The organism is Qipengyuania pacifica (assembly GCF_019711555.1).
In the GTDB taxonomy this organism is placed as follows: domain Bacteria; phylum Pseudomonadota; class Alphaproteobacteria; order Sphingomonadales; family Sphingomonadaceae; genus Qipengyuania; species Qipengyuania pacifica.
Genome location: NZ_JAIGNQ010000002.1, coordinates 831158 through 856890, shown reverse-complemented (window position 1 = coordinate 856890; position 25733 = coordinate 831158). Strand labels below are relative to the sequence as shown.

The window sequence follows — 25733 nt, the reverse complement described above, 5'->3', positions numbered from 1 at the left end:
CATCACAATCCGCGCTCTTTCAACACTCTTCGCACCTCGAATATGTCGCGGAGTGGGACGCCTTGAACGACCGTGCCGGAGCAGACTCTTTCTAAAAGACTTGCACCGATTGACTGTGGAACCGCCGGGGTCCAACTCACGTCCTCCGACCAGCTTCTGATAACTGAACCCTGCGCCGAGTAGATGGTAATATAGGTTATCGCCATTTCGCGCGTTCGGCAGCGATACAGGGTTCTAGCCATGGCGATAGGCTGGGACTCATCATGGACTTGAACTCGCGCGGACCAAAATTGCGATTCCGTTACGCTGTCAGCGTCTATGAATTGATAGTCCCCAGAAGCGGGTTCCGAACTTACCAGCTGCCAATTTTCGGCCGCAGCGGGGGCGGCAAACGTAAGAACCGCGATAACCATGGCGGAATTTAGTGATCTTAACATTCTAGTTGTCCTTTCAAGCCAAGCTGGGCGAAGGCTGCGACGACATCGGGCTTCATGGTGAAGCGGCTCGTATCGTTGTCGAAATCGGCGAGGATGCCGGTGTAGAACTTGCCGTTGGGTGTCGTCGCCTTGGGGGGCTGGCCGAGATAGACGCCGCGGTTCGCGCACATGGTGCCGAAGTGCAGATGCCAGCTCATGCCCTTCCAGCCGATCTTTTCGGTGAGTTCGCCAGACGTCGAGTTTGGGTTGTCGAGCAGCACCTGAATCAGCTTCTGTTCGGTGTCTGTCATCGGTTCAGCTTTGAATGCCTTGATGACCCTATCTGCTGGTTTCAGACCTTCGACTTGGGCGATCAGCTCCGCGTGCTCATCGGCTTCAACTTCGTCGAGTGCCGCGAGGAACTGCTGGGCGTCGGTTGCCTTTTTCGAGTCATCGCTTTCGGATTGTTCGATGGCGTTGAGCCGCATCTGCTTGCGCTCGCCAGCAGACCTGTCGGGCAATGACGCGATGATCTTCTCTAGGCTCATGCGGCCTCCATTTCGTGTTGTTTGGCCAGCCCGCGCACATCGATCTTGCCAGTGACGGCGGCGGAGATCAGCGCGGCGCGGCGCTCTCGCATAACCGCCAAAAGGTCAGTCGCTGCCGCCAAGATGTCAGCAAAACGTTCTTGTTCGACCTGGCATTGCTGAATGATTTTCTCCTGCTCGTTCTTGGGCGGCACCGCGATCTTGAGATTCTTTACCGTCTCAATTGAAACCTCGTTGAAAGTCGATCCTTGCTTGCAGAGCTGCCAGTATCGCTCGGTCGATGCAGAGCCCAGGCATGCCACGAGATATTGCGGATAGATTTCTTCACCACATTGAATGCGCGCTACGCCGCGAGAAAGGTTCGCACCCGCAAGCTCTTCCGGCACAATGTGGGCAGCCCCGATCGAGGCGCGTATTCCGAGCACCACGTCGTCGGGCCGAAGAGTTGACCTTGGGTATGCAGAGGCAATGTCCGCAGTAGTTCTCTGAAGGATCGAAAGATCGAAATTGCCGCTCGACATGTTTGTTGTCTGGATGAATGGCACTCCATCCTCGACATTCTCCCCCGGCTGAACGATGCCGTAGGAAATTGAGACGCCCCGCTCGACAAGGGACTTGAGCGTCCTCACTTCCCAATGCGCCGGAATTTCGCCGAGCCATTCGATGCCGCTGTCTTTCATGGGTGCGTCGGGATCGAGACCCTTGGTGACGGCGTGCGAGATGACCGCCTGCCGTTTCTCCTTCAGCAGCGCGATCAGCCGCTCCTGCTCCGCCACCAGCGCATCGATCTTCGCCGTTTCACGGTCGAGGAAGGCGGCGATGGCTTGCTGGTCCTCTAGAGGCGGCAACAACACTGGGAAGCCCATTAGGTTGTCGCGGCTCATCTGGAGAGAGTTTGGGCGGATACCCGTTAGCAGCTGCGTATAGCCCTGAACGTATAGCGAGCTGCGCATCAGATGATGGATGTAGCGGCTGTCAACGTCCGCCTCGATCCAGTAACTTCGGTAAGCAGGGCTGACGTGACCTTCATGCTCTGACACACCGAGGCCGGCGTAATTCAGCCACATCGTATTCACGACCAACTGCCCAGGGCGAACGATCCGATAGCCAACAAGGTCTTCATCAGACCGTCTCTGGTTATCGTCTTCGTAATCCTTGATTTCGATGCCTCGATAGCCAGAGACCGAGAGCATCGGCCCGACTACCTCGTCGTCGATCTTCTCGCCGCTTTCCCGGAATATGTGTCGGAACTTTGCGACATCCCATGCAGCAGGTATTTCACCGAGCCAATCAACCTGGCTTTCTCGGTATTCGGGGTAGCGTGTGAAGCTCACGCAGCCATGTCCTTCAGCAGCGCGCGTATGCGGTCGGACACCTCGCCAAGCTCCGCATCGATCTCCTTCAGCGCACGAGGCGGCTCGAACACGTAGAAGTGCCGGTTGAACGGGATTTCGTAGCCGGTCTTGGTCTTTGACTTGTCGATCCATGCATCGCGTGCATGGGGCTTCACCTCGCGCTCGAAATAGGCATCCACGTCTTCGGCAAGTGGGACATTCTCGGTGTCGCGGAAGCTGGTGTCAGCGACAGGCTTGCCCTTGGCCTTGCCCCGCTGCCCCAGCACCGGCTTGCCATGCTCGTCCAGCTCCGGTCGCTCGACCGTTATGGTCTGGTAGCCGAAGCTTGTGTTGTCGAAGATGCGAGAGAGCGGTGCCAACTTCACCTTGCCACCTTCCGGCGCGGCGGGTGCTGCTTCGCCCTCGCGCACAATCTGTCGGGCAATCTCCTTGCCTTCTCCGTCCATCACAGTGGCCAGCTCCGCCTCGACAAACGCCCCGAACAGTTGGGTCACATTGCCGATCTGGTCATCGCTCATCTGCTTGCGCTTGCTGCCGAGCGATTTGCGCATGCGCTGCCAGAAGCTGCTGGCGTCGATCAGTTGCACCTTGCCCTGACGCTCTGCAGGCTTTTTGTTCGAGAGGATCCAGACATAGGTGGCGATGCCGGTGTTGTAGAACATATCGGTCGGCAGCGCGATGATCGCCTCGACCAGGTCGTTCTCCAGCACATAGCGCCTGATCTCGCTCTCCCCGCTACCAGCCGCGCCGGTGAACAGCGGTGAGCCGTTGAGCACGATGCCGAAGCGACAGCCGCCTTCGGCCTTGGGACGCATCTTCGCGAGCAGGTGCATCAGGAACAGCAGCGAGCCATCGGAAACACGAGGCAGGCCGGGGCCAAAGCGACCGGCGTACCCAAGCCGCTGGTGCTCATCCTTAACCTCCTTCTGCACCTTCTTCCACTCCACACCGAAGGGTGGGTTGGAGAGCATGTAATCGAAGGTCTGGCCGGGATGACCGTCATCAGAGAGCGTGTTGCCCTGAACGATCTTGGTGATGTCCTGCCCCTTGATGAGCATGTCAGCCTTGCAGATCGCATAGGATTCGGGGTTCAGCTCTTGCCCTGACATGGTGAGGTGCGCCTGCGGATTATGCTCTTGCAGGTATTCCCCCGCGATCGAGAGCATACCGCCTGTCCCCGCCGTAGGGTCGTAGATCGTGCGAACGACGCTCGGCTTGGACAGCACATCGTCATCCTCGACGAAGATCAGGTTCACCATCAGCCGGATGACTTCGCGCGGGGTGAAGTGCTCACCAGCCGTCTCGTTCGAGATTTCCGCGAACCGCCGGATCAGCTCCTCGAAGACGAGCCCCATCTGGTTGTTATCGACGGTGCTGGGGTGAAGGTCGATCCCGGCGAAGCGCTCGGTGACCTGATAGAGCAGGCCGTTCTTGGCGAGCCTGTCGATCTGCGCGGCGAACTCGAATTGCTCGAAGATGTCGCGCACCTCCGGCGAGAAGCCCTGCACGTAGGAGAGCAGGTTGGTGGCGATGTTGTCCTGGTCGCCAACCAGCTTCACCAGGTCGAGCGGGCTGCGGTTGAAGAAGGTGGTCTGCGATGCGCGCAGCAGCATCGGGTCGGGGTGACCCTTACCAGCCGCTTCGAAAACCGACTCCTTGGTGGGAGCGAGCACGCAGTCGAGGCGCCGAAGCACCGTGAACGGGAGGATGACGCGCCCGTATTCAGACTGCTTATAGTCGCCGCGCAATAGGTCCGCGACCGACCAGATAAACGCCGAAAGCGATTGATGATTCACTGATTTCCCCTTTGCAGGGGTTAGTGCCGCACCGTGAAGTCATCGGCAAGGCAGTATTCGGAGCGCGCGCCCGCGATACTGGGAGTAGCGACGAAGAAAAGCTTTTCGTGAAATGGAACACCAAAACACGACAAGCTCGATTTAGCAATATGCAGCTAGTCCTTGAGCGACCAGCCGCCTTCGGTGAACACCGCGAGGCCAGCGGGGCCGAACTCCAGCAGCGCAGGAACACCACGCAGCGCCTCGTTCTTCAGGGCGATCGCGCGGTCATGAATGCAGCCGGTCGAGAATAAGTTTTCGCCAGCCTACACCGTCGAACGCCGGTATCCTGCTGCTATCGCCTCACTCTCGGAGCAGAAAATCTCCTCCGGTCTTGTTTGCTCATAATACTGCATGCCAGGGAGGTGATAAATCCAGTCACCGCGCCTGCTGCGGTTCCCCTTAATGTCGCATGCAGAGTTCGAGCGTCTCATCGTGCTGCGCGCTGGTGCCACAGTGGCTGCCGGTCTGCTCGCTTCTCTCGCCGCTATCCGGTGTTGCTCGGGCAGGGCGAATTCAGATTTCCAGATACCCGCCTTCGCAGAACGTGCGCGGTGTTCTTGTGCCAAATAGTCGTCGCTGTAAGCGCGATAGGCCGTGGCCCAACCATACTCGACCATGGAGGCGTTGAGGTTCATCCTGTTCGCCGAGCATGTTCCGAGAAGCCGACCATACTGGTCTACCCCCTCTCCCTGGCAATACACGGTCTGGCCTGCGATCATGCTATTCAGCTGGCGCTTAGCTTCTTCACCGCATTCCCAGGCTTGGCCGTCACGCTGGCAATGCTGATCCAACTCTGGCGCGTCTATACCAGCGAGGCGCACCTGCCTGTCGTTCAAGACGAGAGTATCGCCATCGAAAGCCTGTGCTGTCCCGCTGACGACCTCGGCATTGGCCGGAACGGCGAGGGCAACGAGCAGTAAGATGGGAAGGCTGCGCATCGGTGCAACGTAACTCACCGGCGTAAAGAGATCGTAAGCGGGCTTCACGGTCCAAACGAGGGGCCAATGCGTATGTCACGACTGCTGCAGCGCGAGCACCTTAGCCGTCGCTCGACACCAGCCATCTGCTTCGTCCACCCGCGCCGCTGGCACAGCAACGTAACCTCCAGAGGGTTCAGGACAGCCGTGTGGCGACATGCCTTGCAGTCCACCCGCGGTGCGTAGCCATGGCGCGTGTAATCAGCGATTGTATCGAGGCGCTTGGAACTCATGGTTTGCGACGCACTGACCAGACAAGGACGGCGCATGCGGTGATAATGCTCGCAATCGCAGCGAGCACCGGGGCGCTAAGAACAATCATGGCTATCTCCGACTCGATGATCGGCTTTGTTCCATATTCGTTCCGTGTAGGAAAATGGTCTGTGTGCGGCTAGATGATGCTATGCTTCTCATTGCAGCCGCTCTCGCAGTGTGTGCCCCTGTTCCTCGCGAAAATTGTGTCCATGATGGCGACACAGTTTGGATCGAAGGCGAAATGATTCGCGTCTCGGACATCGATACACCGGAGTTGAACGGCAAGTGCGGGTATGAGCGACGACTGGTGCTGCGCGCCAGGAACCGACTCGTAGAGCTACTGAACGCCGGAGAATTCCAGATCGCCCGGACAGGGCGAGATCGGTATGGACGAACGCTAGCGACGCTGCAGACGTCAGGCCGTTCGATAGGGGACCAATTGGTGTCCGAGGGGCTTGCACGAACATGGTCTGGTCGCCGAGAACCGTGGTGCAGCAATGGCTGACAGACGCGCAAAGCGGGGCACGCTGATCGAATTCTCCGCGCTCTTGGTGCTGCATGTCGCGATGTTCGTTGTCGTCGTGATTGGGCTGTTCTCATGACGGTCACCCGCGAACAGGAAATCTGGGCGATGGCGCTCTGGGTCGATCGTGAGCATGGTGAAGACGCCGAAGAATTCATCGCCGGAAAGGTGCTGCACTTCGTCGAACGCGGCGACGATGGCGGAAGAAAGCTTTGGGAGGAAGTAGCGCGGCGGTATGTCCAACTTCGAGAAGCACACACCGCCAAGCCGAACTGAACGCGTCAGGCGAGCGACCAGCCGCCGGCGGCTTCGTCGAATCGAACGATCCCGATGGGGCCACACTCCATGAGCTTCGGAAGGTTGAGAACCTGGTCATCAGGCAGGTCAGCCATACCGTCAGAGATATGCAGCAGCCTTACCTCACCGGTCGGTATGAACATAGCAGTCGTGAAAATCGACGCGGCAATGTCGGTGTTGGGAGCGATCGCGAACAAGTTACTGCCCTTGTCGTCCGTGGTTCGGTAGAGATTCAATTTCTGGACGGGGGCAACATGGGCGATCCACCCGATCTCGCAGAAGCTCGCGAAGCCCACCGGGGCGGTGCGTAGCAATGTGTCGAGGCCACGCCGACGGTCGCCCTTAAGAGTATGATCGACCCGTTCGGTGGTGAAGTCTTCATGGTCCAGGCCGAGCGCTTCATTGTGCTCTACCACGACCATAAAGGCGGCATCTTGGGAGGGGGCGACGATGTGTCCGCGGACTTCGTGATCACCGCGCTGGATGATGCACTCGTAGAGGTGAAATTTCATTCGATAGACCTTCATTATGTTGTTGATCAGCAAGGTCTACGTGCACCCCGGTTGGGTGTCGGGTGGGCAATTCGGTGGGACTGCGGGATCGACTCACGGATGGACCTGACACTCCGAGTATTTCCCTTTGCAAAAAAACTCGAAGGCACGCTCCGGCGTGTCTTCTATCCCTCGGCGTAAGCCGAGGGATGCTGACCATCTCATTATGTGTTCTGAATCCATGGTCTACATATTCTTACATGGAGTCCATGTAGGTAAAGCAGACGGACACGAAATGTAGAGGGTGCCGGTAGGGGGTGACTACCAACCTCTCACAACCCGTTCGAGCGGGTCCTCTAGCTCCTGCATGATTTGGTCGAGCTCGGTCGCCACCTGCTGGCTCTCGAAGTCGAAAGCTGTCCACAGACGTGGTGAGCCCGTCTCGCAGTCTCGGACGCGCCGGAGGTCGTTTTCGACGCGTTGCCGTAACGCCGGATATTTTTTATCCTGGTTCCGACCCATTCTGATCATCGCTTTAGCGATCGTGCTCGGGTTCGACTTCTTCCCATGTTCGCGTAGAAGGGCATCGACCATCCAAGCATCGGCGGTGAACGCCGCTGTTGCCTTGGCATGGTCCGCTCTGATCTTGCTGATCGAGGGCGGGTATGTTGCGTCGCCCGCCGCTCCTTCGAGCCGAGCGCACCGCTCGTTTCTTTCCAGCAATGCTGCCTTCACAAATTCTTCCGTGGGAGGAAGGTTCAGGGATCGACGATGAGCTCGTTCTGCTGCTCGGTCCTTACTCTTTCGGGTCGCATCAGCCTTGCGTCCCTCGATCAGGCGCCGCTTCGCATCTTCGGCGATCAGTTCGTCATTCCTAGATGACCAAGGGCCGTGGTCCGCAATGGCCTGAAGGAACCCTTGCCAGTATCGGCCTGCCACTCCCGAAAATTGACGGTCACCACCCATAGCTCTGCAGAAGTCGCTCCATTGCTTCAGCGCTGAATGGATCAATGGCGAACTCTCAATTCGCTCGCCTGCAAGCTTACCGCACCCAGTGGCGATTTTGCAGCTGCCGCAACGGGACGCTGCAACCTCCTTTGTGCCCCAGTGAAAGCGCTGCATCTTGGTCCGCTTGATCTGCCGTATGTAAACTTCAGGTCGGCCGAAGCACCATTTGTGCCGAAGTAATGGCATTTCGAGGACGTTGCCCAATCCATCCGTGCGGACGTCGGCCCACTGAAAGGTAGTTCCATGTTTGAGGGGGAGTCGCCCCTTCCAAGCGTCATTTCGTCCAGCGGCGAACACGTCTTCCGCCCATGTGCTCGGTGGTGATGTTGAAGGGATCATATCGAAAAGGGTTATCCTTGGGCGACCACGTCACCCCATTTGTTTAGCAACTAAACTTGAGAGAATTAGCGACTTTCAGAAAAAGTCACGTATTTCATACATTTATTAAAAGCCCGATGTAGGGCAGAAATAATCGGGAGGCATTTTTCAATTTCCCAACGCCCCTGTGTCTTCATCTTTTTAGAAGACGCGGCGTCACTGAATTTGAAATCGGCATCATTCGATCGCCGACATTATTTTTACCATGTCAGCCTGATCGAGACCGTCCGTGGTCATCTCCGGGAATCTCTCCCGCAGCATGGTCACCATGCCTAGCTCATGGACAGACAGCCATCGCCTTCGTGGGGACCGCTCACCTGCTACTTCACGCATGACTGCGCGCTGTTCCTGTGTGAGGTCTTTCAGCTTGGAACCCAGAACCGCTTCGAGTTCCATCGCAAGCCCATCTTCGCCGGAAAAAGTGGTCCGCTTAAAAAGCCTGCCCCAGTCGATGTCAGGGTGCCGCTGTTGCAACACCGCCGAGAGAAAACGGTCCCTGTCGAGCTTGAGGATTTCGGCGAGTTCGGGGGCGCGGTCGATCGGAATGGGCACGCGGCCGGTAGCCATATGACTCAAGACGACGGCCGTCTTGTAGTTCATGAGCTTGCCGATCTGGCGAACACTCAGGCCGTCCTCGTCCTTAGCGCGAGCTAGGGCCTCGGAGAGCATGCGGGCAGCGAGGGTCTCTGCAAGGGGGTAGTCATTATCCATGGCGGTCTGGATGGCATATAACACACATGCGTGTCAATGTGTTGACTTATCACCGATGCGTGTTATATGACACGCATGACAATGCCTCCCAGCGGGTCGTTTCCCCGCACAACCCAAATTAAACGAGCAATCACCGCCGTAGCGAGGGCCGGTGTTTCCGTCGGCTCGGTTGAAATTTTGCCATCGGGCCTGATCCGCGTCATCGCCGCCGGTAATCCAGCGGAGAGCGTAGCCAATGACTTCGACGAGTGGGACCGAAAGGGCGTTCTTTGATCGTCGGTCTGCATTTCGTCCCGAAAAAGCGACCAGGTAAGCCCACGTTACATTACGTGTATGCATGGCGCGGAGGACCGCTAATCGCGAAACGTGAAGGTGGTGGAAAGCCGGTTCTCACTACCGCTGAAATCAAGGCTGCGATCGCAGCGCTCGAGCGCAATGCGACGCCGGACTGCAAGACGCTGTCTGCGCTGGTTCGGGAATGGGAACGTAGCCCGTCTTGGAGCAATCTCGCGACCTCCACGAAGAAGACGTGGACAAGCTACCTGAAGCAGATCGTTGAGCGTTGGGGCCAAACACCCCTTACGGTGTGGAATGACCCACGCATGAAGGCGAAGGTTGTTCGTTGGCGCGACGAGCGTGCTGCCACGCCGCGGGGTGCTGATCTCGGGGTTATGGTGCTTCGTGAACTTCTGAAGTTCGGATGCCTGCATGGCCGCGTTCTCATCAATGTAGCGGAAGGTATTCCAACACTTTATCGCAACGGGCAGCGCGCGGAGATCATCTGGACCGAGGAAGACATTGATCGGTTCGCGTTCGAAGCCAAGCGCATGGACAAGCATCATGTCCTCGACGGTCTTCGTCTATGCGCGGTCACCGGTCTACGACGAGAAGATCTTGTCACAGTGAGCCGGTCGGACGTCTACGACTATGCCATCGTCAAGCGCACCTTGAAGACTAGTCGTGGTCGGCGCCGGACCGCTTCGATGCCACGGATACCGGAGCTCGATCTCCTTCTCCAAGAACTCGATACTCGGCAGCGGGCAGAGGGGGTAACCACCTTGCTGGTCAACAGTCGTGGTCAGCCCTGGAGTGGTGACGGTTACGGCGGATCATTCAATCGGGTCCGTGACGCCGCAGGTATCGTTTTCACAGATCCTGATACTGGGGAGAAGAAGCGCAAACACCTGCACGATGTGCGTGGGACATTCGCCACTCGCCTCATCCTGTCGGGGCTGGCGGATGTAGAGGTCGCGGAGATTATGGCATGGTCTATCGAAAAGGTATCCGGCATTCGCAGAACATACGTTGACCAATCGCGGGCAATCGTGGCAATCGGCGAACGCATAAGGAACGCGGGTGTAAACTGACCTGTAAACCGCTCCATGCGGATGCTTCGGTTTAGCTTGTTTTGCAATGCTTTGCGGGTGTAGCTCAATGGTAGAGCAGCAGCTTCCCAAGCTGACGACGAGGGTTCGATTCCCTTCACCCGCTCCAGTTTTCCTAGCGTGCCTCAAGATAACCACCGGTTAGCGAGCCGTAAGGTGTGCAGCCTTTCGTTTGGCACCTCGGGAATTGGTCAGGCGGCGAAGGTCGCCCGGATCAGGCCGCGTAGCCATTGAAGTCCTGGATCGTCAGCGCGTTCTGTGGCCCAACCCAAGAATATTTTGGTTTTTGGATATTCAAAGGGGACCGGAAGTATTCTCAGCCGATAGATCGGTGCCACCAGTTCCGCATAGCGTCGCGGTACTATCGCGATCAAGTTTGTCGTTGCGATCGTGACCGTCAGGCTGGCAGCATTCGGTACCACGGCTACGACCCGGCGTTCCAACCCTCCCGCCATCACCAGCCGCGCCGTGGGAAGGTGCAGACGCATTTCCTTTTCGACCACGGCGTGCCCGTTCTCCGCGAACTGCTCTGGCGAGAGTGCGTGCCCGATCGTGGGGTGGGCTTCCCGGACGACGCAGACCGCCTCGCCGTCCATAAGCGGCTCGAGCGTGACACCCGGCTGATCATGCAGGGAAATGTCGAGCATGATATCGGCATCGCCATTGGTGAGCGCCTCGTGCGGTCGCGACCAGTCCGGCGTAATCACTTCGACCGAGCAGGATGAATGCGCATCATCGAGCGCTTTGATGATCGGCGGCAGAACCGACGGTACGCTGAAATCGTGCAAGAGCAGCCGAAAGCGGCGAGCGGCGGTAATCAGATCGAAGTCGGTTTCGAGCGATAGGCCGCGCCGCAAAGCGGTCAGCGCTTCCTTCACTGGAGGTAGGAGAGCGCGGGCGCGCGCCGTTGGCTTCATGCTATGATCCCGGCGCACAAAGAGCTGGTCGGAGAAATGATCTCGAAGGCGCGCCAATGCATTACTGACAGTAGGCTGCGTCATACCCAAAACCCGGGCTGCCTCGCTGACGCTGCCGGTCTTGTATACGGTTTCGAACACGATGAGCAGATTAAGGTCGAGCTTGCGCAAATCGCGGCTCTGCCGCTCTTGCTGAGCCTCATTCGAGCCTAGCATTTATCGCCCCCGCAAATACCACGTCGTCGCTAGCTTTGCTTCCATCAGGGCAATTACTTCAGAAGTTCAAGGCCTTCGTCGTTATTATTACCGATCGGAATATGCACTATTCTGATTTCTACGGTTTCCATGCGGAAAGGCAACTGCTTCATCGCGCGCGCAAGCCATGCGCGAATCCAGTTAGCGCAAGTTAGGCATGGGCGAAGCATTTGGGGTTTGAGCAGGGGAATTGGTCGTGGGTCTTATACGTGCGCAGCGAGAGGTCGTAGCTTGCCGGGTGCGTGGGTGGCCTGGGACGGCATTCAACCCGTAAGGAGCGGAGTTCGCCTCGATGCGGTTGGGCCAGAGAGACAAGTCATACAACTTCGACAGAGACCCTTCCGGCGCCGTTCGGTCGCGGGGATTGTTTTCTCAGGCTCACTTGGGCTACGGCCTTTTGGCAGGGCAAATATTATTGACCCCCGCGCTGATCGCGGCGCCTCCCTCAGCATCTGCACAGTGCGGATATCTGCTCTTCACAGCTTTCGCCTGCTGGCACTTCCGCAAACCGATTTCTCACCTGATCATCCTGTCGGCATGCGCGGTCTTGCTGATTTCAGCGTGGGTGCATGACATGCCATGGGAAGCATATTTACTGGTCCCCATGACACTCGCTGCAGGAGTGGGCGTGAGCAGAGCGAGATCTGGATTTAACGACGCCGAAAAGGCGGCGAATATCGATAAGCTCACAGGAGCGCTCACACCGCGCGGTTTCGAGAAAATGCTTCGGACGGAATTGGCGAAGGCAAAAAGTGACGAGCGCACGACAGCTCTGATATTTCTAGACCTTGATCACTTCAAATCGATCAACGACCGCTACGGACATTCGGGGGGCGATGAAGTACTGCGTCATGTCGTCACCGCCCTGCGAAGTGTCTTGCGGGAAAAAGACCATGTCGCGCGTATTGGCGGCGACGAGTTTCTTGTCTTTCTTCAGGTCGCAAATGATCCGGCGAGGCCTGAGAGTGTTCAAAGTTCGCTTGTTGGAGCGATCGAAACTCTACCGTGGGGTGTCAGTACAAGTGCAGGCGGGATTGTAATCCCCCCCGATAACTATCCTGATCCAGGTTCGCTGATCCGACTGGCCGATAACCTTATGTACGATGTCAAACGGTCCGGACGGGGGCGCCTGGACATGCAACATCTCCCGACTACCGACCCGGGGTGTCTATCTGCGGCAAGCCCACAGTTGAATTGACCAGCATGGTCGACGACTGATCCGCAGATTCAGAACTCGCCAGCTATTAGGTTCGGTCATTCACTCACAGTAAGCGGCTCACTGTTTCAGCTTGTCTGCAGCCGCCTTCGCACCCTTCCAGCCCAGGAAGAAGAAGATCGCGCTCGCAATCAAGGCGACGACGAATATGATCAGGGCCAGATCTGCCAGAAAGCCTGCAACGCCTCCAAACCCGAGGATTGCTGCGACGAGTGCGATGATGGCAAGTGTAATGGCCCAACCGAACATGTTGATCTCCTTTGGTTTATCCAACGATGCGACGCGCCATCCCGTTCCGGAGGGGCAAACTCTCTGTACCAATATCGGGGACACGCCAGAGGCGGTTGGCGTCTAGGATAAATATCGGGAGACGTGCCGTGGGGCTTGATCGAAGCTGCGCCGCTACCGATCTAGCGCGATCTTCCCCTCACTCCCCGCGACAGACCACATCATGACCCATTCCGCAGATCCACTCTCAACGGGTCGCATAGCCTTCATTATTCTTGCTCTTGCCCTCGGCGGGTTCGCGATTGGCACGACGGAGTTCGCTGCCATGAGCCTGCTGCCGTTTTACGCAGCAGACTTCGCTGTTACCGAACCGGTCGCAGCGCATGCCGTAAGTGCCTACGCGCTCGGGGTGGTGGTCGGCGCGCCGATCCTCGGGCTGTTCGGGGCGAGTTGGCCGCGGCGGCGTCTGCTGGTTGTGCTGATGGTCCTGATCGCGATGGGTAATGCGGCGACAGTGTGGGCGCCTACTTATCATACGCTGCTCGCTTTCCGGTTCCTTAGCGGCCTGCCTCACGGCGCCTACTTCGGGGTGGCAGCGCTCTTGGCCGCCTCGCTTCTTCCGGAGAAGCGCGCCGCGGCCGCATCTTACGTGATGGCCGGTCTGGCTGTCGCCACGGTGATCGGGGCGCCTTTCGCCAACTGGCTTGGCCTGCATGTCGGCTGGCGCGTCGTATTCGGCGGTGTCTCGGGAATCGCCCTGGCGACCGCCACCGCGCTCCTGATCCTTGCCCCCCGACAACCAGTGGAAGTAGGGCGGAGCATGCGGCGCGAGATGCATGCATTGGCGCATCCGCAGGTTCTGCTGACGCTTGGAGCAGGTGCGGTGGGCTTCGGCGGCCTGTTCGCAGTATACAGCTTTTTGGCACCCGTTCTTACGGAATATACCGGCGCCACGCCTGCTTCGGTTCCGTGGGTGTTCGCGATATTCGGAGTCGGAATTCTCGTCGGAAATCTGCTGGGTGGTTGGATGGCCGATATTTCGCTAAAGGCTGCAGCGATCGGCCTGCTTGCCTGGAGTGCAGTCTTTCTCGCGGCCTTCACTTTCGCTGCTACGAATTTCTGGCTGCTATCTCTCGTCTGCTTTGCCATCGGCATGGGCGGCGGCCTCGGCCCAATTCTCCAGGTTCGCCTGATGGATGTCGCCGGTGAGGCGCAGACTATGGCTGCCGCCCTCCATCATGCGGCCTTCAACATCGCCAACGCGCTGGGCCCCTGGCTGGCGGGTTTGGCCATCACTGCCGGAATGGGCTGGACCGCTCCGGGATGGGTAGGCCTGTGCCTCGCGCTGGGAGGTATCCTGATCCTATGCGTGGCATTCAAATTGGAACGTCACCGGGAGCAAAGCGCGCTGACAGCGAGCTAGCAGCAACGCGTTTGGGGGCGCGCAGTAGCTAAAGGAAACTTGTCTCCTGGGGCCTTAGTCTGGCGTGGCGGCGGCGATCATATCCATCATGTTGCGCGCTGCCTCTCGATCGGTTTCATCTTTGAATGCGACATCAAGGTCGGGCGCTGCATCCAGCATGTAAAGCAATGTCCAAAGCGCGAACCGCCGGCCGCGGTCGCGCTCAAGCCCGAGGTCGACAAGCATGCGATCGATCCCCGCCGGCATTGTAGCCGGATCGACGTTGGCCAGATCGGGCGTGCCGAAGTACCGCTGTAGCAGATCCTGCATCTCCATTTCGACGGGCTAGCGCACGACGCAAATCTTGCAAGTTTCACAGTCCGTATTTTCTTTGGGGAACGACGATGGGCTGTTAGGGGGCCGCGCATGCTTACAATCGATGGTGTCACAGTGCGGCTTGGCGGCCGGGCCATTCTCGAGGGCGCCAGCGCGACCGTTCCGGTTGGTGCGCGCGTCGGCCTGATCGGCCGCAATGGCGCAGGCAAATCCACGCTGATGAAAGCGCTTATCGGCGAAATTGAACCGGATGAGGGCGAAGTCAGCAAACCGTCGCGCGCCCGCATTGGCTATATTGCGCAGGAAGCGCCCAGCGGCACGATGACGCCGGAAGAGGTCGTACTCGCGTCTGCTACCGAGCGGGCGCAATTGCTGGAAGAGCTTGAAACCTGCACCGACATGAATCGCATGGGCGATGTACACGACCGCCTGCTGGCGATCGACGCCTACAGTGCCCCGTCGCGCGCGGCCAAGATACTGAGCGGGCTGGGCTTCGATGAAGAGATGCAGAAACGTCCGGTCGAAAGCTTTTCGGGCGGATGGAAAATGCGCATCGCTCTCGGCGCGCTCCTGTTTTCCGAACCCGACATCCTGCTGCTGGACGAACCTTCCAACCACCTCGATCTGGAAGCGACGCTCTGGCTGGAGAATTTCCTCAAGTCCTATCCCGCAACACTCGTAGTAATCAGTCACGAGCGCGACCTCCTGAACAAGGTGGTCGATCACATCCTGCACCTCCAGAGTGGACAGTTGACGCTGTATCCGGGCGGTTATGATGCGTTCGAGAAACAGCGGGCCGAACGTGCGGCGCAACTGGCGGCTGCAAAGGCTTCGCAGGATGCGCAGCGCGCCAAGTTGCAGGATTACGTCGCCCGTAACAGTGCCCGTGCTTCGACTGCCAAACAGGCGCAATCGCGAGCGAAGATGCTGGCGCGCATGCAGCCAATCGCTGCGCTCATGGAGGACCCAAGCTTAAGTTTTGACTTCCCGGATCCTGAAGAGCTGCGATCGCCGATGATCACGCTGGAGCAGGCGGCCGTGGGTTACGGCGAAGCGCCGCCAATCCTCAAGCGACTGAACTTCCGGATCGAAGCAGACGATCGCATTGCGCTGCTCGGTCGTAACGGAAACGGCAAGACCACGCTCGCGCGCCTTCTGGCTTCGCAGCTCGCCGCAGCGGAAGGGGAGGTGAATGCACCGGGACGGCTGAAGGTCGGCTATTTTACCCAGTATCAGGTAGAAGAACTGGCTGGCGAAGACACGCCTCTCGACCTGATGAACCGCGCGATGGACGGCGCAGCCCAAGGTGCGGTTCGAGCACAACTGGGACGGTTCGGTTTTTCCGGCCCGCGAGCGCAGCAGCGAGTGGACAAGCTATCGGGTGGAGAACGCGCGCGGCTGGCGCTGGCATTGATCACGCGCGATGCGCCGCACTTGCTGATACTGGACGAGCCCACCAACCACCTGGATGTCGACGCACGCGAGGCCCTCATACAGGCGCTCAACGATTATTCGGGAGCCGTCATCCTTATCAGTCACGATCGCCACATGGTCGAACTGACTGCGGATCGGCTGATCCTTGTCGATAGCGGCACTGCGACCGAGTACGCTGGAAGCATGCAGGACTACATCGATTTCGTTCTGGGTCGGAACCAGCCCAAGGGAGATCGGCGCAGTGGCGGCGGAAAATCGCGCGGCTCGCGCGGGAATAAAACCGAGGCTCAGTCCCGCGAGGCCAAGTCCGAACTGGCCAAAGCCGAAAAAACCATGGAGCGGCTCACAGCGGAAGTCGAAAAACTCGACCGTTCGATCCTCGAAGGCAGCGCGAAGACATCCAACTTGGATGGTGTGTCGATGGAGGAGCTGTTGAGGAAACGAGCCGACGCGGTCGATTCCTTGGCGGTAGCAGAAGAAGCATGGCTGGCAGCCGGGGCCGCTCTCGAAGCGATCGGGCAGGTTTAGGGCCCTCCATTCCGGACATCTTTTTCGAAACTTAAAGTGCGGTGCTTGAGCTGCGCGTTTCTGGATTGGCGATATGTAAGATTTTCGTGGTCACACGTAGAACGAGAGCAAGTCCGGCCGTATGGATCTGCCAATCGCCTAAAATGGGTTACTTGGGCGGCATTCTTATCGCCCCGTCGAGCCTGAACTGGTGACCGTTGATATAGCTGTTGCGGGCGATTTCGCAGATTAGCGAAGCGAATTCTTCCGGGTGACCGAGGCGTTTGGGGAAGGGAACGCTCGCATTCAGCTGGTCCCACATCTGCGGATTACGTTCTTTCATGCCAAGCATCAGCGGGGTCGCGAAGACGCCAGGCATCACGGAGTTCACGCGAATGCCGATGTCCATCAAATCGCGTGCCATCGGCAGGACGAGCCCGTTGACGCCAGCCTTGCAGCTACCATAAATCACTTGGCCGATTTGCCCGTCCTGCGCCGCCACGCTGGCCGTCAGGATAATGCAACCGCGCTCGCCATCTTCGTTGAGCGGCTCGGAATTGGCCATGCCCAGCGCGGACAGGCTGGCAATGCGATAGGATGATACGAGGATGCCTTCGGCGCCAAACGCATAGTCTTCCGTTTCCAGTCGCTTGTACCGAGATGCGTCCTTGTCCCAGCCCAGCGTTTTTCCGCGCCGGCTGGTCATTGCGCAATGTACGGTGACGCGCTCCTGCCCATTGGCCGCACGGGCCTTCGCAAAACCATCGACGACCGATTGCTCATCGGTGATGTCCACCAGCACGAAGCTTCCACCGATTGCTTCGGCGTGTTCTTCGCCCGTCTTTTCGTTCACATCGAAGATTGTGACTTTTAAGCCAGCGTCCGCCAGTGCCTGTGCGCTCGCCTTGCCAAGCCCCGAAGCGCCGCCTGTGACCACTGCCGCCATGCCGTCTGCGAGTTTCACATCGCTCTCCTGTTCGTTTTTCTGCGGGCCGTGCTATCGCAAGCCTGGACGCTTAGAAAGATGGACGGGAGCGAGGATGACGGCACTGCTATTCGCCATGGTTGCCAGCTTCGTAGCCGCGATCGGCGCGCGCGACCAGTTGCTGGTGGCGCGCCTTGCGGGTGCTCTGGGTGCGGCGAATGGTTTGCTCGTGGTGGCGTTGACGAGTTCTGCTGTGACCGCAATTACCGCGGCTTGGTTGGGAAGCCTTCTGGCGAGAACCATGTCTGGAAGTGCGGCAACCATGTTCGTGGCCCTCGCGCTTCTGCTGGCCGCCTTCGAGTGCGCCTGGCCCAATCGGGAGCGAGTGCCGCGAGAACCGACACGTTCGCTGGGGGCTGCGTTCATCGTCTTGTGCTTCAGGCAAATGACCGACGCCTCGCGCTTCCTGGTAGCGGCGATGGCCGTAGTTTTCTCCTACTGGCCGCTGGCGGGATTAGGCGGCGTGATCGGGGGAGGGGCTGCAGTCACTATGGGATGGCTTTCCGGCACAGCACTGGAAGCGAGACTGCCGCTACGGCGGTTGAGGATCGGCCTGGCTGTCCTGCTTTTCGGCCTTGGCGTGATTACCGGGCTCAGCGCGAGAGGAATCATCGCCTGACCCGATCACAGCAACCGCCGTTAATCGGGAAACCGGAGTGGCGGAGGGCCGTTGAGGAGGTGAACTTCAAAATGACGAAAGGGGTAAATACCATGGCAGAATTGGGCAACAACTCGAAAGCCGGACTGGTAAGCGCGCTAAACGGCGCACTGGCCGATACCGTGGCGCTATACTTCAAAACCAAGAACTTTCACTGGCATGTGGCGGGGCCGCGTTTCCGCGACCTGCATCTGCTCTTTGACGAGCAGGCAGCGCAGTTGGTTGGCACAGTGGATGCCATTGGTGAGCGCGTCCGCAAGAATGACGAGTTCACGCTCACATCGATCGGCAGCATCGCCCAGCAGACAAAGATTGCCGATCAGGATGATGTGACAATCACTGCCGACGCGATGGTGGCAGAATTGCGTGATGATAACCGCAAGCTGCACACACGGCTCAATCAGGTAAAAGACGCCGCGGAAGAAGTGGGTGACAACGCCACCAGCGGTATCGTCGACGATTGGATCGATCAGTGCGAAGAACGCGTCTGGTTCCTTAATCAGACTACCAAGTAAGCACATACCTATTCGTGTGCGCCTATGCCGCCTTTCCCCTTGGGGACGGGCGGCATTGGTGTATCAATACAGTATGGAAAATTTGACTATCATCGAGGGTCAGGGCGATGCTGCTATTGCTGACTGGCTGGCGTCCCCGCTGCGCGAACGGATGGATCAATCCGATGGGCCGGTGACGATCACGGTTCCCGGGGGATCCACTCCCTTTCCGATCATGGAAAAATTGCTTGGCCACGAACTGGACTGGACGCGACTGGTTGTGTGGCCGGGAGACGACCGTATCGTTTCCGAAGATCATGCCGCATCGAATACAGGGAAGCTGCGCAAACTGTTCGAGCCTGCGGGGGCCGAAGTCGTCACTTTGAACGAGATGGAGGGCGTGCCGCCTTTCGCTCTTGCCTGGCTTGGCATGGGCGCTGACGGGCATGTGGCTTCGCTATTTCCGAATACGGATCCCAAGGTCGACGACGCGCGACCGGTCGTGCGTTTGACGCCCGATCCGCTGCCTCCCGAAGCTCCGTTCGATCGGATCAGCCTGACCATGCCATCGCTTCTCGCAAGCGACCGGTTGGTCTTCGTTCTTCGCGGTGCGGAAAAACGCAGCGTACTCGATCAGGCTATTGCAGGTGATAACGATCTTCCGATTGCGCGATTGCTCGCTGCGGCCCGGCAACCGGTGACATGCTTCACCTGATCCCCAGGCCGCTTCACCGAGTGGCGCTGAAGGTTGCGCACCGGTTGCGCCATCACTGGCGCAAATTCAGCGGGATCACGGCAGAGGGCGTCACCATCATTGCGTCCAATCCGCAGGGTGAAATCCTGTTGGTGCGGCATAGTTACGGTCCGCAAGGGTGGTATTTTCCGGGCGGTGGTATCAGGCGGGAAGAAACGCCGGAGCACGCGGCGCGGCGAGAAATGCGCGAAGAAACAGGCTGCCTCGTGACCGATCTGAAACTTGTCGGCATATTGAACGAGGAAATTTCGGGCGCACCGCACCGCGCTTATATTTTCAGCACTGTCGTGGATGCGGCACCCGAAGCGGACGGGCGAGAAATCGTGGAAGCGCGTTTCTTTGCGATACGCCTGCTTCCCGAAGCAATGAGCGCGCTCACCAGAAGGCGGCTGGAATTATGGCAGTCCTGCGTAAACTAGAGCAGCGATAACTGCGCATCGGGTCGCGGTTGCTGGTCACTGTTCCCTTCCAGTTTCGAAAGCGTCAGTCCCATGAGGCGGATCGGCATTGGCAGGGGGAGGACCTCCTCCAGCAGGGCGCGGCCGATTGCCGCAAATTCCTCTTTGTTCGCGATTGGCCGATCCATCGTCTTGGCGCGGCTGAAAATCTGAAAATCGGTGAATTTCATCTTGAGAGTGACGGTGCGACCTTCTGCTTCCGCGCGCTCGATATAGCCCCAGACGATATCGATGATGTCCTCCATTGTCTCGCGCAACTCGCTACCCGACGAAAGGTCGCGGCTGAACGTCCTCTCGCCGCCAACGGATTTACGGATACGGCTTGATCGAACGGGCCGCAAATCGATGCCTCTCGAAGCGCGATAGAGATAATCGGCGAAGCTGCCGAAATGAGCGCGCAGCCATTCGATGTCCTTTTCCGCCAGATCGCCACCGGTCTCGATGCCGAGCCGCGCCATTTTTTCGGCGCCCTTGGGACCGACGCCGTGGAAGCGCCTGATCGAGAGGTCGGCGACAAAGGCGGCCCCTTCGCCGGGACGGATCACGCACAGGCCATCGGGCTTGTTCTGGTCGCTCGCGATCTTGGCGAGAAACTTGTTGTAGCTGACCCCTGCGCTGGCGGTCAGTTTCGTCTTGGCGCGGATTTCCTGGCGGATCAGTTCCGCTATCCGGGTGGCGCTGCCAATGCCCAGCTTGTCTTCGGTGACATCCAGATATGCCTCATCAAGGCTGAGCGGTTCGACCAGGTCGGTGTGGTGACGAAAGATTGCGCGGATCTGCTGACTGACCTCGCGGTAGACGTCGAAACGGCTCTTGCAAAAGATAAGGTCGGGGCATTTGCGCTTGGCCGTGACAGAGGGCATGGCGCTGCGCACACCGAACTTGCGCGCCTCGTAGCTGGCAGCAGCGACAACGCCGCGCCCGCTCGATCCACCCACGGCGACAGGCTTGCCGCGCAATTCTGGATGGTCGCGCTGCTCGACGCTGGCGAAGAACGCATCCATGTCGACGTGAATGATCTTCCGCAGCCCATCGGCTTCGCTGTCATCCGCATCGGTACGCACTTCGCCATCATTCATGGGAGAATAGATAGCGACGCGGGTTGCAAATCGGAACCTTGTCGGCCAACTGCCATTTTGTGCAGATGCGAAGCGAACAGTTGGCCGGCGGCGAGCGCCCGATTTCGAGCGCTGCGCGCGGCAAGAGCATCGGCGAGCGCGAACTGATCTGGATGATGGCTCTGCTGATGGCGTGCAACGCCTTCGGTATCGATGCAATCCTTCCTGCGCTCGATGCCCTGGCCAGCGATCTCGGCGTGGAAGGCAACAACCGTCAGTTCGTGGTCGGCGCGTATCTGCTCGCCGCGGGCATCGGTACGCTCATTCCTGGGGCTTTCGCCGACAGGTTCGGCCGACGCCCGGTGCTTTTCACGGCCTTGTTCTTCTACATCGCCCTGTCGATTGCGTGTGCCTTGGCGACGAGCTTCGATATGCTGATCGCTCTACGCGCAGCGCAGGGTTTCTTTGCTGCAGGGATCATCGCTCTGCCGCCCGCCATCATTCGTGACCGTGTGGGGGGCGATAAAATGGCCCGCATGATGAGCCTGATTTTCGTGATCTTCCTGCTGGTTCCGGCGGTCGCACCGAGCATCGGGCAGGGCGTCTTGATGCTAATGGGCGACTGGCGCTGGATTTTCGGCGTCATGGCCTTGGCGGGTGTTGCTATGTCGGCGTGGGTATATGTGCGATTGCCGGAAACCCTGCATGAGTCCGACAAGCAGCAGATTCACCTGCCAACGATCACGCGCAATATGGCAAGTGCCGTGACCTTGCGGGAAACCATCGGTTATACCCTCGGCAGTGCGCTGGTTTTTGGCGGCTTGTTCGGCTTCATCAATTCCAGCCAGCAGCTGATAGGCGAAGCCTTCGGCGCGGGCGACAAATTTCCCATGATCTTTGCCATTTGCGCTGGTTGCATGGCGATTTCAAACTGGTCGAACAGCCGCATCGTCGAGCGGTTCGGTGCACGGCGTGTCAGCCATGTGGCGCTGTTCGCTTTCATCGCTGTGGCCGCTGCGCAGTACTGGTTTGCGAGCCAGCCGAACGAGAGCCTGTGGACGTTCGTACCTCTGATGGCCGCCAATATGAGCCTGCTCGGCTTCATCGGTGCGAATTTCGGGTCCATCGCTCTCCAGCCGTTCAAGCATATCGCAGGTGCAGCTTCGTCGGCGCAGGGCTTCTTGCGCATGACAAGCGGGGCGGCGCTGGGCGCTTATATAGGCTATCTTTACGACGGGACGGCGCGGCCGCTCGCAATCGCTCTTTTGGGTACGGCGGTGCTGAGCCTCGTGTTCGTGCTGATCAGTGAGCGCGGCACGCTCTTCGGGCCGCCCGAGCCGGAAGAAGACTAGGCTTCGGCGTACAGCTTGCGCCAAGCAAGATCGGCGAATTCGCATAAGAGCGGGCGGGTGTCGCGCGGAGCGATTATATCTTCGACGTTGAAGCGTTCCGCGCTGCGGAAGGGCGAGGTGACCTTGTCCAGCCGGCCACGGATCGCCTCGAGTTCCGCTGCGGGGTCGTCGGCGGCTTCGAGGTCCGACTTGTAGGCGACCTCCAGCCCGCCTGCGATGGGGAGCGACCCCCAGTCGCCCGAGGGCCAGCAATAGCGATACTGGAAATTCTCGGCGTTACTCATCGCGCTGCCGGCTATGCCGTAGGCGCGGCGTAAAACCACGGAGGCGAGGGGCACGCTTGCCTTGTAAATCGCGGTCATGGCCTGGACGCCGTAGCGGATGGTGCCGGCCATTTCCGCTTCGCGACCGATCATGAAGCCGGGGTTGTCGACCAGGTGGACGATGGGCAGGCGGAACCGGTCTGCAAGCTTCACGAAGCGTTCCACTTTTTCGCTGGTCTTCGCTTCCCACGAGCCGCCCAGGTAGGACGGGTCGCTGGCCAAAACCATCACGGGCCAGCCGTCGAGGCGGGCAAGAGCAGTGATGCAGGCGCGCCCCCACATGCGACCGATCTCGAAAACCGTGCCCTTGTCGAAGACCATGTAGAGGCAGCGGCGCATGGAATAAACCTGCTTCGGATCGCGAGGCACAAGTGAATCAAGCGTATGATCGCGCCGCCGAACAGGGTCCGAACAGTCTGTCCGGCGGGCAAGCTGGCCAACATGTTCGGGCATGAACGATAGGAAGTGCCGCGCGCGGGCGAATGCTTCGGCTTCGCTCCCCACTTCGTCATCGACCACGCCGTTGCGGGTGTGGATCGCGCTGCCGCCGAGATCTTCCTTGGCCTGCTGGTGATCGGTCGAGCCGCGATAGCTGTCGCCAAGGCCATCGACCACGGCAGGCCCGGCGGCGAAGAGCTGGCTGAGACCCTTCACCATGATCGAATAATGGCTGGCGACGGTGCGGGCGGCGCCGAGACCGGCGGTCGGGCCAAGCGCCAGTGCGACCACCGGTACCGTGTCGAGATTCTTCACGACGTCCGACCAGCCGGGCACGGCGGGGATGTATGTGGCACCGATCTGTTCCAGCGTCTTGACGCTGCCGCCGCCGCCAGTGCCGTCGATCATGCGGATGATGGGGAGCTTGAGCTCGTGCGCCATCTTTTCCGCCTGCACCATCTTGCGGCTGATCCCGGCATCGGCCGCACCGCCGCGAATGGTGAAATCGTCCGCCGTGGCGACGACGGGGCGGCCGTTTATCTCCGCCTTGCCGAAGAGGAAGGGAGCCGGAAGAATGCGTTCGAGATTGCCGTCCTGGTCATAGGAGGCCTTGCCCGCGATCTTGCCGATTTCGCGAAAACTGCCGGGATCGACCAGTGCGGCGAGCCGGGCGCGGGCATCCATCTTGCCGCGCGAATGCTGACGCGCGACTTTTTCCTCGCCGCCCATCTGCTCGGCCAGTCTTTCGCGGCGGCGGAGTTCCTCGAGTTCCTTGTCCCAGCTCATTCGTGCCCTCTCTCTTCGGGGGACACGCTCGCAATGAGCAGAGGCTTTGTGAAGCCTTATTCTTCTTTCGGCTCGACAACTGCGAGAACGGCTTCGACCTGCACCTGCCCGCCCTCGCTGGCGGCCAGTTCGGTTACAGTACCGTCGAAGGGCGCGGTGAGGGCGTGTTCCATCTTCATCGCTTCGAGTACCATGAGGCGCTGGCCCGCGGTGACAGTGTCGCCTTCGGCAACATCGACCGCGATGACTTTGCCCGGCATGGGGGCAAGGATGGCGCCGTCTCCCGCTGCTGCGGCACCCGATCCACGGGACTGACGTTCGAAGACGAAGCTCTGCCCATCGGCAAAGACCACAGCCCTGGCGGGATCGACAAAGCCCGTCGCGAAGCTTTCCGTGCCGGCACGAGCGGCGGAGACGGTGCGGGTTTCGCCCTTGTGCGTGAGCGTTGCCGACAGCACGCCGGGGGCATTGAGGCGCAGGCCGATGGGCAGGTCCTCATGGTCTTCGGTTTCGGCCAGAGCGATGAAATCGGCCGCGCTCTGCCAGATGTCGTCGTCTGCTTCGTCGGACGACACGAGATTTTCGAGCTTGGTTTCGATGAAGCCGGTGTCGAGATTGGCCTGTTCGAAATCCTCGTCGCGAAGGCAGTTCGCGATGAACGCGGCATTGGTCTTTACCGGCCAGATTTCGACATTTTCCGCAATACCGGCGAGCTGGTCGATAGCATCGCCGCGAGTTTCGCCCCAGACGACCAGCTTGGCCACCATGGGATCGTAGAAAGGCGAAATCCGGTCGCCTTCCTCGACGCCGGTTTCGATGCGGCCTTCAACGCCAAGGTCGAAGTGATCGAGCGCTCCGGTCGAAGGGAGGAAGCCACCAGCCGGATCTTCTGCGTAAAGGCGCGCTTCGATGGCATGACCGTCGATGAAAAGATCGTCCTGCGACAGCGGAATAGCTTCGCCGCTTGCGACGCGCAGCTGCCATTCGACCAGATCGACGCCGGTGATTTCTTCGGTCACGGGGTGTTCGACCTGAAGGCGCGTATTCATTTCCATGAAGAAGATGCGGTCGGCGCGTAGGCCTTCGCTGGCATCGGCGATGAATTCGATCGTACCTGCGCCTTCGTAATCGACCGCCTCGGCCGCGCGCACGGCAGCCGCGCAGATATCCTCGCGCGTTGTATCGTCCATTCCGGGAGCGGGTGCTTCCTCGATGACCTTCTGGTGACGGCGCTGCAGCGAGCAATCGCGTTCGAACAGGTGGACGACGTTGCCATGGCTATCGCCGAACACCTGCACTTCGATATGCCGGGGCGAGGTGATCCATTTTTCCAGCAGCACCTCGTCATTGGAGAAGCTGGCCTTGGCTTCGCGGCGGCAGCTTTCCAGCATCGCTTCGAAATCGGCTGCAGCATCGACCTTGCGCATTCCCTTGCCCCCGCCGCCGGCGACGGCCTTGATGAGTACGGGGTAACCGATCGCATCGGCTTCCTGCTTGAGGCGTTCGACCGACTGATCCTCGCCCTCGTAGCCTGGAGTCACCGGCACGCCTGCTGCGCGCATCAGCTTCTTCGCGGCATCTTTCAGCCCCATCGCTTCGATGGAAGAGGGCTTGGGGCCAACCCAGATCAGTCCGGCATCGATGACGGCCTGCGCAAAGCCTGCATTTTCGCTGAGGAAGCCGTAGCCTGGGTGGATCGCTTCCGCCCCGGTCTGCTGCGCCGCGGCGATGATGTTTTCGCCCAGCAGATAGCTTTCCGCAGCAGGCGAAGGGCCGATATGGACCGCTTCATCAGCCTGACGGACATGGAGCGCCCGGGCATCGGCATCGGAATAAACGGCGACCGTGGCGATCCCCATTTCGCGCGCGGTGCGGATGATGCGGCAGGCGATTTCGCCGCGATTGGCGATGAGAAGCTTCTGGATCATGGGCGGGGCGCTAACCCATTTT

General features: G+C 59.4%; 27 protein-coding genes and 1 tRNA gene. 13 read left to right on the top strand and 15 right to left on the bottom strand.

What is annotated here, in order from left to right:
* Positions 1–2: 2 nt before the first annotated feature.
* The 4 genes from K3177_RS15585 to K3177_RS09385 form a co-directional block, all read right to left on the bottom strand.
* The gene (locus tag K3177_RS15585; protein ID WP_420493671.1) at positions 3–242 is read right to left on the bottom strand and encodes a surface-adhesin E family protein; all 240 of its coding nucleotides are present in this window, start codon (positions 240–242) and stop codon (positions 3–5) included.
* 188 nt (positions 243–430) lie between these two features.
* Positions 431–904, bottom strand: coding sequence for a hypothetical protein (locus K3177_RS09395; protein ID WP_221598023.1), 474 nt, complete (start codon positions 902–904; stop codon positions 431–433).
* 56 nt (positions 905–960) lie between these two features.
* Positions 961–2298 (bottom strand): restriction endonuclease subunit S, encoded by a 1338-nt coding sequence (locus K3177_RS15540; RefSeq protein WP_221598022.1) that lies wholly within the window; start codon positions 2296–2298, stop codon positions 961–963.
* Entirely contained in the window at positions 2295–4115 is a 1821-nt protein-coding gene (locus tag K3177_RS09385; protein ID WP_221598021.1) for a type I restriction-modification system subunit M, read from the bottom strand. Before K3177_RS09385 ends, K3177_RS15540 begins: the two co-directional genes overlap by 4 nt.
* Before the next feature lie 149 nt (positions 4116–4264).
* Between K3177_RS09385 and K3177_RS09380 the strand changes: the two genes are divergently transcribed.
* The gene (locus tag K3177_RS09380) at positions 4265–4408 is read left to right on the top strand and encodes a hypothetical protein (RefSeq protein WP_221598020.1); all 144 of its coding nucleotides are present in this window, start codon (positions 4265–4267) and stop codon (positions 4406–4408) included.
* A 12-nt stretch (positions 4409–4420) separates the two neighbouring features.
* Here the strand turns inward: K3177_RS09380 and K3177_RS09375 are convergent, their stop codons facing one another.
* Positions 4421–5143 carry a thermonuclease family protein gene (locus K3177_RS09375; protein WP_221598019.1) on the bottom strand — a complete coding sequence of 241 codons (723 nt, stop codon included), beginning with the start codon at positions 5141–5143 and terminating at the stop codon, positions 4421–4423.
* A 367-nt stretch (positions 5144–5510) separates the two neighbouring features.
* Between K3177_RS09375 and K3177_RS09370 the strand changes: the two genes are divergently transcribed.
* Positions 5511–5894 carry a thermonuclease family protein gene (locus K3177_RS09370; RefSeq protein ID WP_345725379.1) on the top strand — a complete coding sequence of 128 codons (384 nt, stop codon included), beginning with the start codon at positions 5511–5513 and terminating at the stop codon, positions 5892–5894.
* Between the two features lie 93 nt (positions 5895–5987).
* On the top strand, positions 5988–6188 hold the full coding sequence (locus K3177_RS09365; protein ID WP_221598017.1) for a DUF6961 family protein: 201 nt from the start codon (positions 5988–5990) through the stop codon (positions 6186–6188).
* Between the two features lie 5 nt (positions 6189–6193).
* Here K3177_RS09365 and K3177_RS09360 read toward each other — a convergent pair whose 3' ends face one another.
* From K3177_RS09360 to K3177_RS09350, 3 genes are all read right to left on the bottom strand, one after another.
* Positions 6194–6754, bottom strand: a complete 561-nt coding sequence (locus tag K3177_RS09360) for a hypothetical protein (protein WP_221598016.1) — start codon at positions 6752–6754, stop codon at positions 6194–6196.
* 267 nt (positions 6755–7021) lie between these two features.
* On the bottom strand, positions 7022–8047 hold the full coding sequence (locus tag K3177_RS09355; protein WP_221598015.1) for a hypothetical protein: 1026 nt from the start codon (positions 8045–8047) through the stop codon (positions 7022–7024).
* Between the two features lie 216 nt (positions 8048–8263).
* Complete coding sequence (locus tag K3177_RS09350) at positions 8264–8797, bottom strand: hypothetical protein (protein WP_221598014.1); 534 nt, start codon at positions 8795–8797, stop codon at positions 8264–8266.
* A gap of 269 nt (positions 8798–9066) precedes the next feature.
* Between K3177_RS09350 and K3177_RS09345 the strand changes: the two genes are divergently transcribed.
* Together K3177_RS09345 and K3177_RS09340 are read left to right on the top strand one after the other, a co-directional pair.
* Positions 9067–10164 (top strand): tyrosine-type recombinase/integrase, encoded by a 1098-nt coding sequence (locus tag K3177_RS09345; protein WP_221598013.1) that lies wholly within the window; start codon positions 9067–9069, stop codon positions 10162–10164.
* 53 nt (positions 10165–10217) lie between these two features.
* Positions 10218–10291: transfer RNA gene (locus K3177_RS09340), tRNA-Gly, on the top strand.
* 82 nt (positions 10292–10373) lie between these two features.
* Here K3177_RS09340 and K3177_RS09335 read toward each other — a convergent pair.
* Entirely contained in the window at positions 10374–11315 is a 942-nt protein-coding gene (locus tag K3177_RS09335) for a LysR family transcriptional regulator (RefSeq protein WP_221598012.1), read from the bottom strand.
* Positions 11316–11769: 454 nt separating this feature from the next.
* On the opposite strand from K3177_RS09335, the gene K3177_RS09330 reads away from it, so the two are divergent.
* On the top strand, positions 11770–12552 hold the full coding sequence (locus K3177_RS09330; protein WP_221598011.1) for a GGDEF domain-containing protein: 783 nt from the start codon (positions 11770–11772) through the stop codon (positions 12550–12552).
* A 78-nt stretch (positions 12553–12630) separates the two neighbouring features.
* Here K3177_RS09330 and K3177_RS09325 read toward each other — a convergent pair whose 3' ends face one another.
* Positions 12631–12819: a DUF1328 domain-containing protein gene (locus K3177_RS09325; RefSeq protein ID WP_103022701.1), complete on the bottom strand. Its 189-nt coding sequence runs from the start codon at positions 12817–12819 to the stop codon at positions 12631–12633.
* Positions 12820–13021: 202 nt separating this feature from the next.
* Here K3177_RS09325 and K3177_RS09320 point away from each other — a divergent pair, with 202 nt between their 5' ends.
* Complete coding sequence (locus tag K3177_RS09320; RefSeq protein ID WP_221598010.1) at positions 13022–14221, top strand: MFS transporter; 1200 nt, start codon at positions 13022–13024, stop codon at positions 14219–14221.
* 54 nt (positions 14222–14275) lie between these two features.
* On the opposite strand, the gene K3177_RS09315 is transcribed toward K3177_RS09320, so the two are convergent.
* Positions 14276–14536 (bottom strand): hypothetical protein, encoded by a 261-nt coding sequence (locus K3177_RS09315; protein WP_221598009.1) that lies wholly within the window; start codon positions 14534–14536, stop codon positions 14276–14278.
* A 90-nt stretch (positions 14537–14626) separates the two neighbouring features.
* Here K3177_RS09315 and K3177_RS09310 point away from each other — a divergent pair, with 90 nt between their 5' ends.
* Complete coding sequence (locus K3177_RS09310; RefSeq protein ID WP_221598008.1) at positions 14627–16498, top strand: ABC-F family ATP-binding cassette domain-containing protein; 1872 nt, start codon at positions 14627–14629, stop codon at positions 16496–16498.
* Positions 16499–16646: 148 nt separating this feature from the next.
* Here K3177_RS09310 and K3177_RS09305 read toward each other — a convergent pair whose 3' ends face one another.
* The gene (locus K3177_RS09305; RefSeq protein WP_221598007.1) at positions 16647–17441 is read right to left on the bottom strand and encodes an SDR family oxidoreductase; all 795 of its coding nucleotides are present in this window, start codon (positions 17439–17441) and stop codon (positions 16647–16649) included.
* A gap of 76 nt (positions 17442–17517) precedes the next feature.
* On the opposite strand from K3177_RS09305, the gene K3177_RS09300 reads away from it, so the two are divergent.
* The 4 genes from K3177_RS09300 (at position 17518) to K3177_RS09285 (ending at position 19787) form a co-directional block, all read left to right on the top strand.
* Complete coding sequence (locus K3177_RS09300) at positions 17518–18081, top strand: TMEM165/GDT1 family protein (protein ID WP_221598006.1); 564 nt, start codon at positions 17518–17520, stop codon at positions 18079–18081.
* 92 nt (positions 18082–18173) lie between these two features.
* Positions 18174–18635 (top strand): Dps family protein, encoded by a 462-nt coding sequence (locus tag K3177_RS09295; RefSeq protein WP_221598005.1) that lies wholly within the window; start codon positions 18174–18176, stop codon positions 18633–18635.
* A gap of 73 nt (positions 18636–18708) precedes the next feature.
* The gene (locus tag K3177_RS09290) at positions 18709–19329 is read left to right on the top strand and encodes a 6-phosphogluconolactonase (protein ID WP_221598004.1); all 621 of its coding nucleotides are present in this window, start codon (positions 18709–18711) and stop codon (positions 19327–19329) included.
* Complete coding sequence (locus tag K3177_RS09285; RefSeq protein WP_221598003.1) at positions 19317–19787, top strand: NUDIX domain-containing protein; 471 nt, start codon at positions 19317–19319, stop codon at positions 19785–19787. Before K3177_RS09290 ends, K3177_RS09285 begins: the two co-directional genes overlap by 13 nt.
* Here K3177_RS09285 and dinB read toward each other — a convergent pair.
* Entirely contained in the window at positions 19784–20905 is a 1122-nt protein-coding gene (gene dinB / locus K3177_RS09280) for a DNA polymerase IV (RefSeq protein WP_221598002.1), read from the bottom strand. The two genes, K3177_RS09285 and dinB, sit on opposite strands and share 4 nt — an antisense overlap.
* Positions 20906–20970: 65 nt before the next feature.
* Here dinB and K3177_RS09275 point away from each other — a divergent pair, with 65 nt between their 5' ends.
* Positions 20971–22236: a multidrug effflux MFS transporter gene (locus tag K3177_RS09275; protein WP_221598123.1), complete on the top strand. Its 1266-nt coding sequence runs from the start codon at positions 20971–20973 to the stop codon at positions 22234–22236.
* Here the strand turns inward: K3177_RS09275 and K3177_RS09270 are convergent.
* Both K3177_RS09270 and K3177_RS09265 read right to left on the bottom strand, forming a co-directional pair.
* Positions 22233–23783, bottom strand: a complete 1551-nt coding sequence (locus tag K3177_RS09270) for an acyl-CoA carboxylase subunit beta (RefSeq protein WP_221598001.1) — start codon at positions 23781–23783, stop codon at positions 22233–22235. The two genes, K3177_RS09275 and K3177_RS09270, sit on opposite strands and share 4 nt — an antisense overlap.
* Positions 23784–23839: 56 nt before the next feature.
* Positions 23840–25711 (bottom strand): acetyl/propionyl/methylcrotonyl-CoA carboxylase subunit alpha, encoded by a 1872-nt coding sequence (locus K3177_RS09265; protein ID WP_221598000.1) that lies wholly within the window; start codon positions 25709–25711, stop codon positions 23840–23842.
* Positions 25712–25733 lie beyond the last annotated feature (22 nt).

What these genes read in the sequence shown, in the direction of transcription:
- K3177_RS09325 (WP_103022701.1), bottom strand. Translation starts at nt 12,819, where the DNA reads ATGTTCGGTTGGGCCATTACACTTGCCATCATCGCACTCGTCGCAGCA.
- K3177_RS09395 (WP_221598023.1), bottom strand. Translation starts at nt 904, where the DNA reads ATGCGGCTCAACGCCATCGAACAATCCGAAAGCGATGACTCGAAAAAG.
- K3177_RS15585 (WP_420493671.1), bottom strand. Translation starts at nt 242, where the DNA reads ATGGCTAGAACCCTGTATCGCTGCCGAACGCGCGAAATGGCGATAACC.
- K3177_RS09365 (WP_221598017.1), top strand. Translation starts at nt 5,988, where the DNA reads ATGACGGTCACCCGCGAACAGGAAATCTGGGCGATGGCGCTCTGGGTC.
- K3177_RS09335 (WP_221598012.1), bottom strand. Translation starts at nt 11,315, where the DNA reads ATGCTAGGCTCGAATGAGGCTCAGCAAGAGCGGCAGAGCCGCGATTTG.
- K3177_RS09285 (WP_221598003.1), top strand. Translation starts at nt 19,317, where the DNA reads ATGCTTCACCTGATCCCCAGGCCGCTTCACCGAGTGGCGCTGAAGGTT.
- K3177_RS09355 (WP_221598015.1), bottom strand. Translation starts at nt 8,047, where the DNA reads ATGATCCCTTCAACATCACCACCGAGCACATGGGCGGAAGACGTGTTC.
- K3177_RS09320 (WP_221598010.1), top strand. Translation starts at nt 13,022, where the DNA reads ATGACCCATTCCGCAGATCCACTCTCAACGGGTCGCATAGCCTTCATT.
- K3177_RS09295 (WP_221598005.1), top strand. Translation starts at nt 18,174, where the DNA reads ATGGCAGAATTGGGCAACAACTCGAAAGCCGGACTGGTAAGCGCGCTA.
- K3177_RS09275 (WP_221598123.1), top strand. Translation starts at nt 20,971, where the DNA reads ATGCGAAGCGAACAGTTGGCCGGCGGCGAGCGCCCGATTTCGAGCGCT.
- K3177_RS09380 (WP_221598020.1), top strand. Translation starts at nt 4,265, where the DNA reads ATGCAGCTAGTCCTTGAGCGACCAGCCGCCTTCGGTGAACACCGCGAG.
- K3177_RS09310 (WP_221598008.1), top strand. Translation starts at nt 14,627, where the DNA reads ATGCTTACAATCGATGGTGTCACAGTGCGGCTTGGCGGCCGGGCCATT.
- K3177_RS09270 (WP_221598001.1), bottom strand. Translation starts at nt 23,783, where the DNA reads ATGAGCTGGGACAAGGAACTCGAGGAACTCCGCCGCCGCGAAAGACTG.
- dinB (WP_221598002.1), bottom strand. Translation starts at nt 20,905, where the DNA reads ATGAATGATGGCGAAGTGCGTACCGATGCGGATGACAGCGAAGCCGAT.
- K3177_RS09290 (WP_221598004.1), top strand. Translation starts at nt 18,709, where the DNA reads ATGGAAAATTTGACTATCATCGAGGGTCAGGGCGATGCTGCTATTGCT.
- K3177_RS09350 (WP_221598014.1), bottom strand. Translation starts at nt 8,797, where the DNA reads ATGGATAATGACTACCCCCTTGCAGAGACCCTCGCTGCCCGCATGCTC.
- K3177_RS09370 (WP_345725379.1), top strand. Translation starts at nt 5,511, where the DNA reads ATGGTCTGTGTGCGGCTAGATGATGCTATGCTTCTCATTGCAGCCGCT.
- K3177_RS09315 (WP_221598009.1), bottom strand. Translation starts at nt 14,536, where the DNA reads ATGGAGATGCAGGATCTGCTACAGCGGTACTTCGGCACGCCCGATCTG.
- K3177_RS09300 (WP_221598006.1), top strand. Translation starts at nt 17,518, where the DNA reads ATGACGGCACTGCTATTCGCCATGGTTGCCAGCTTCGTAGCCGCGATC.
- K3177_RS09265 (WP_221598000.1), bottom strand. Translation starts at nt 25,711, where the DNA reads ATGATCCAGAAGCTTCTCATCGCCAATCGCGGCGAAATCGCCTGCCGC.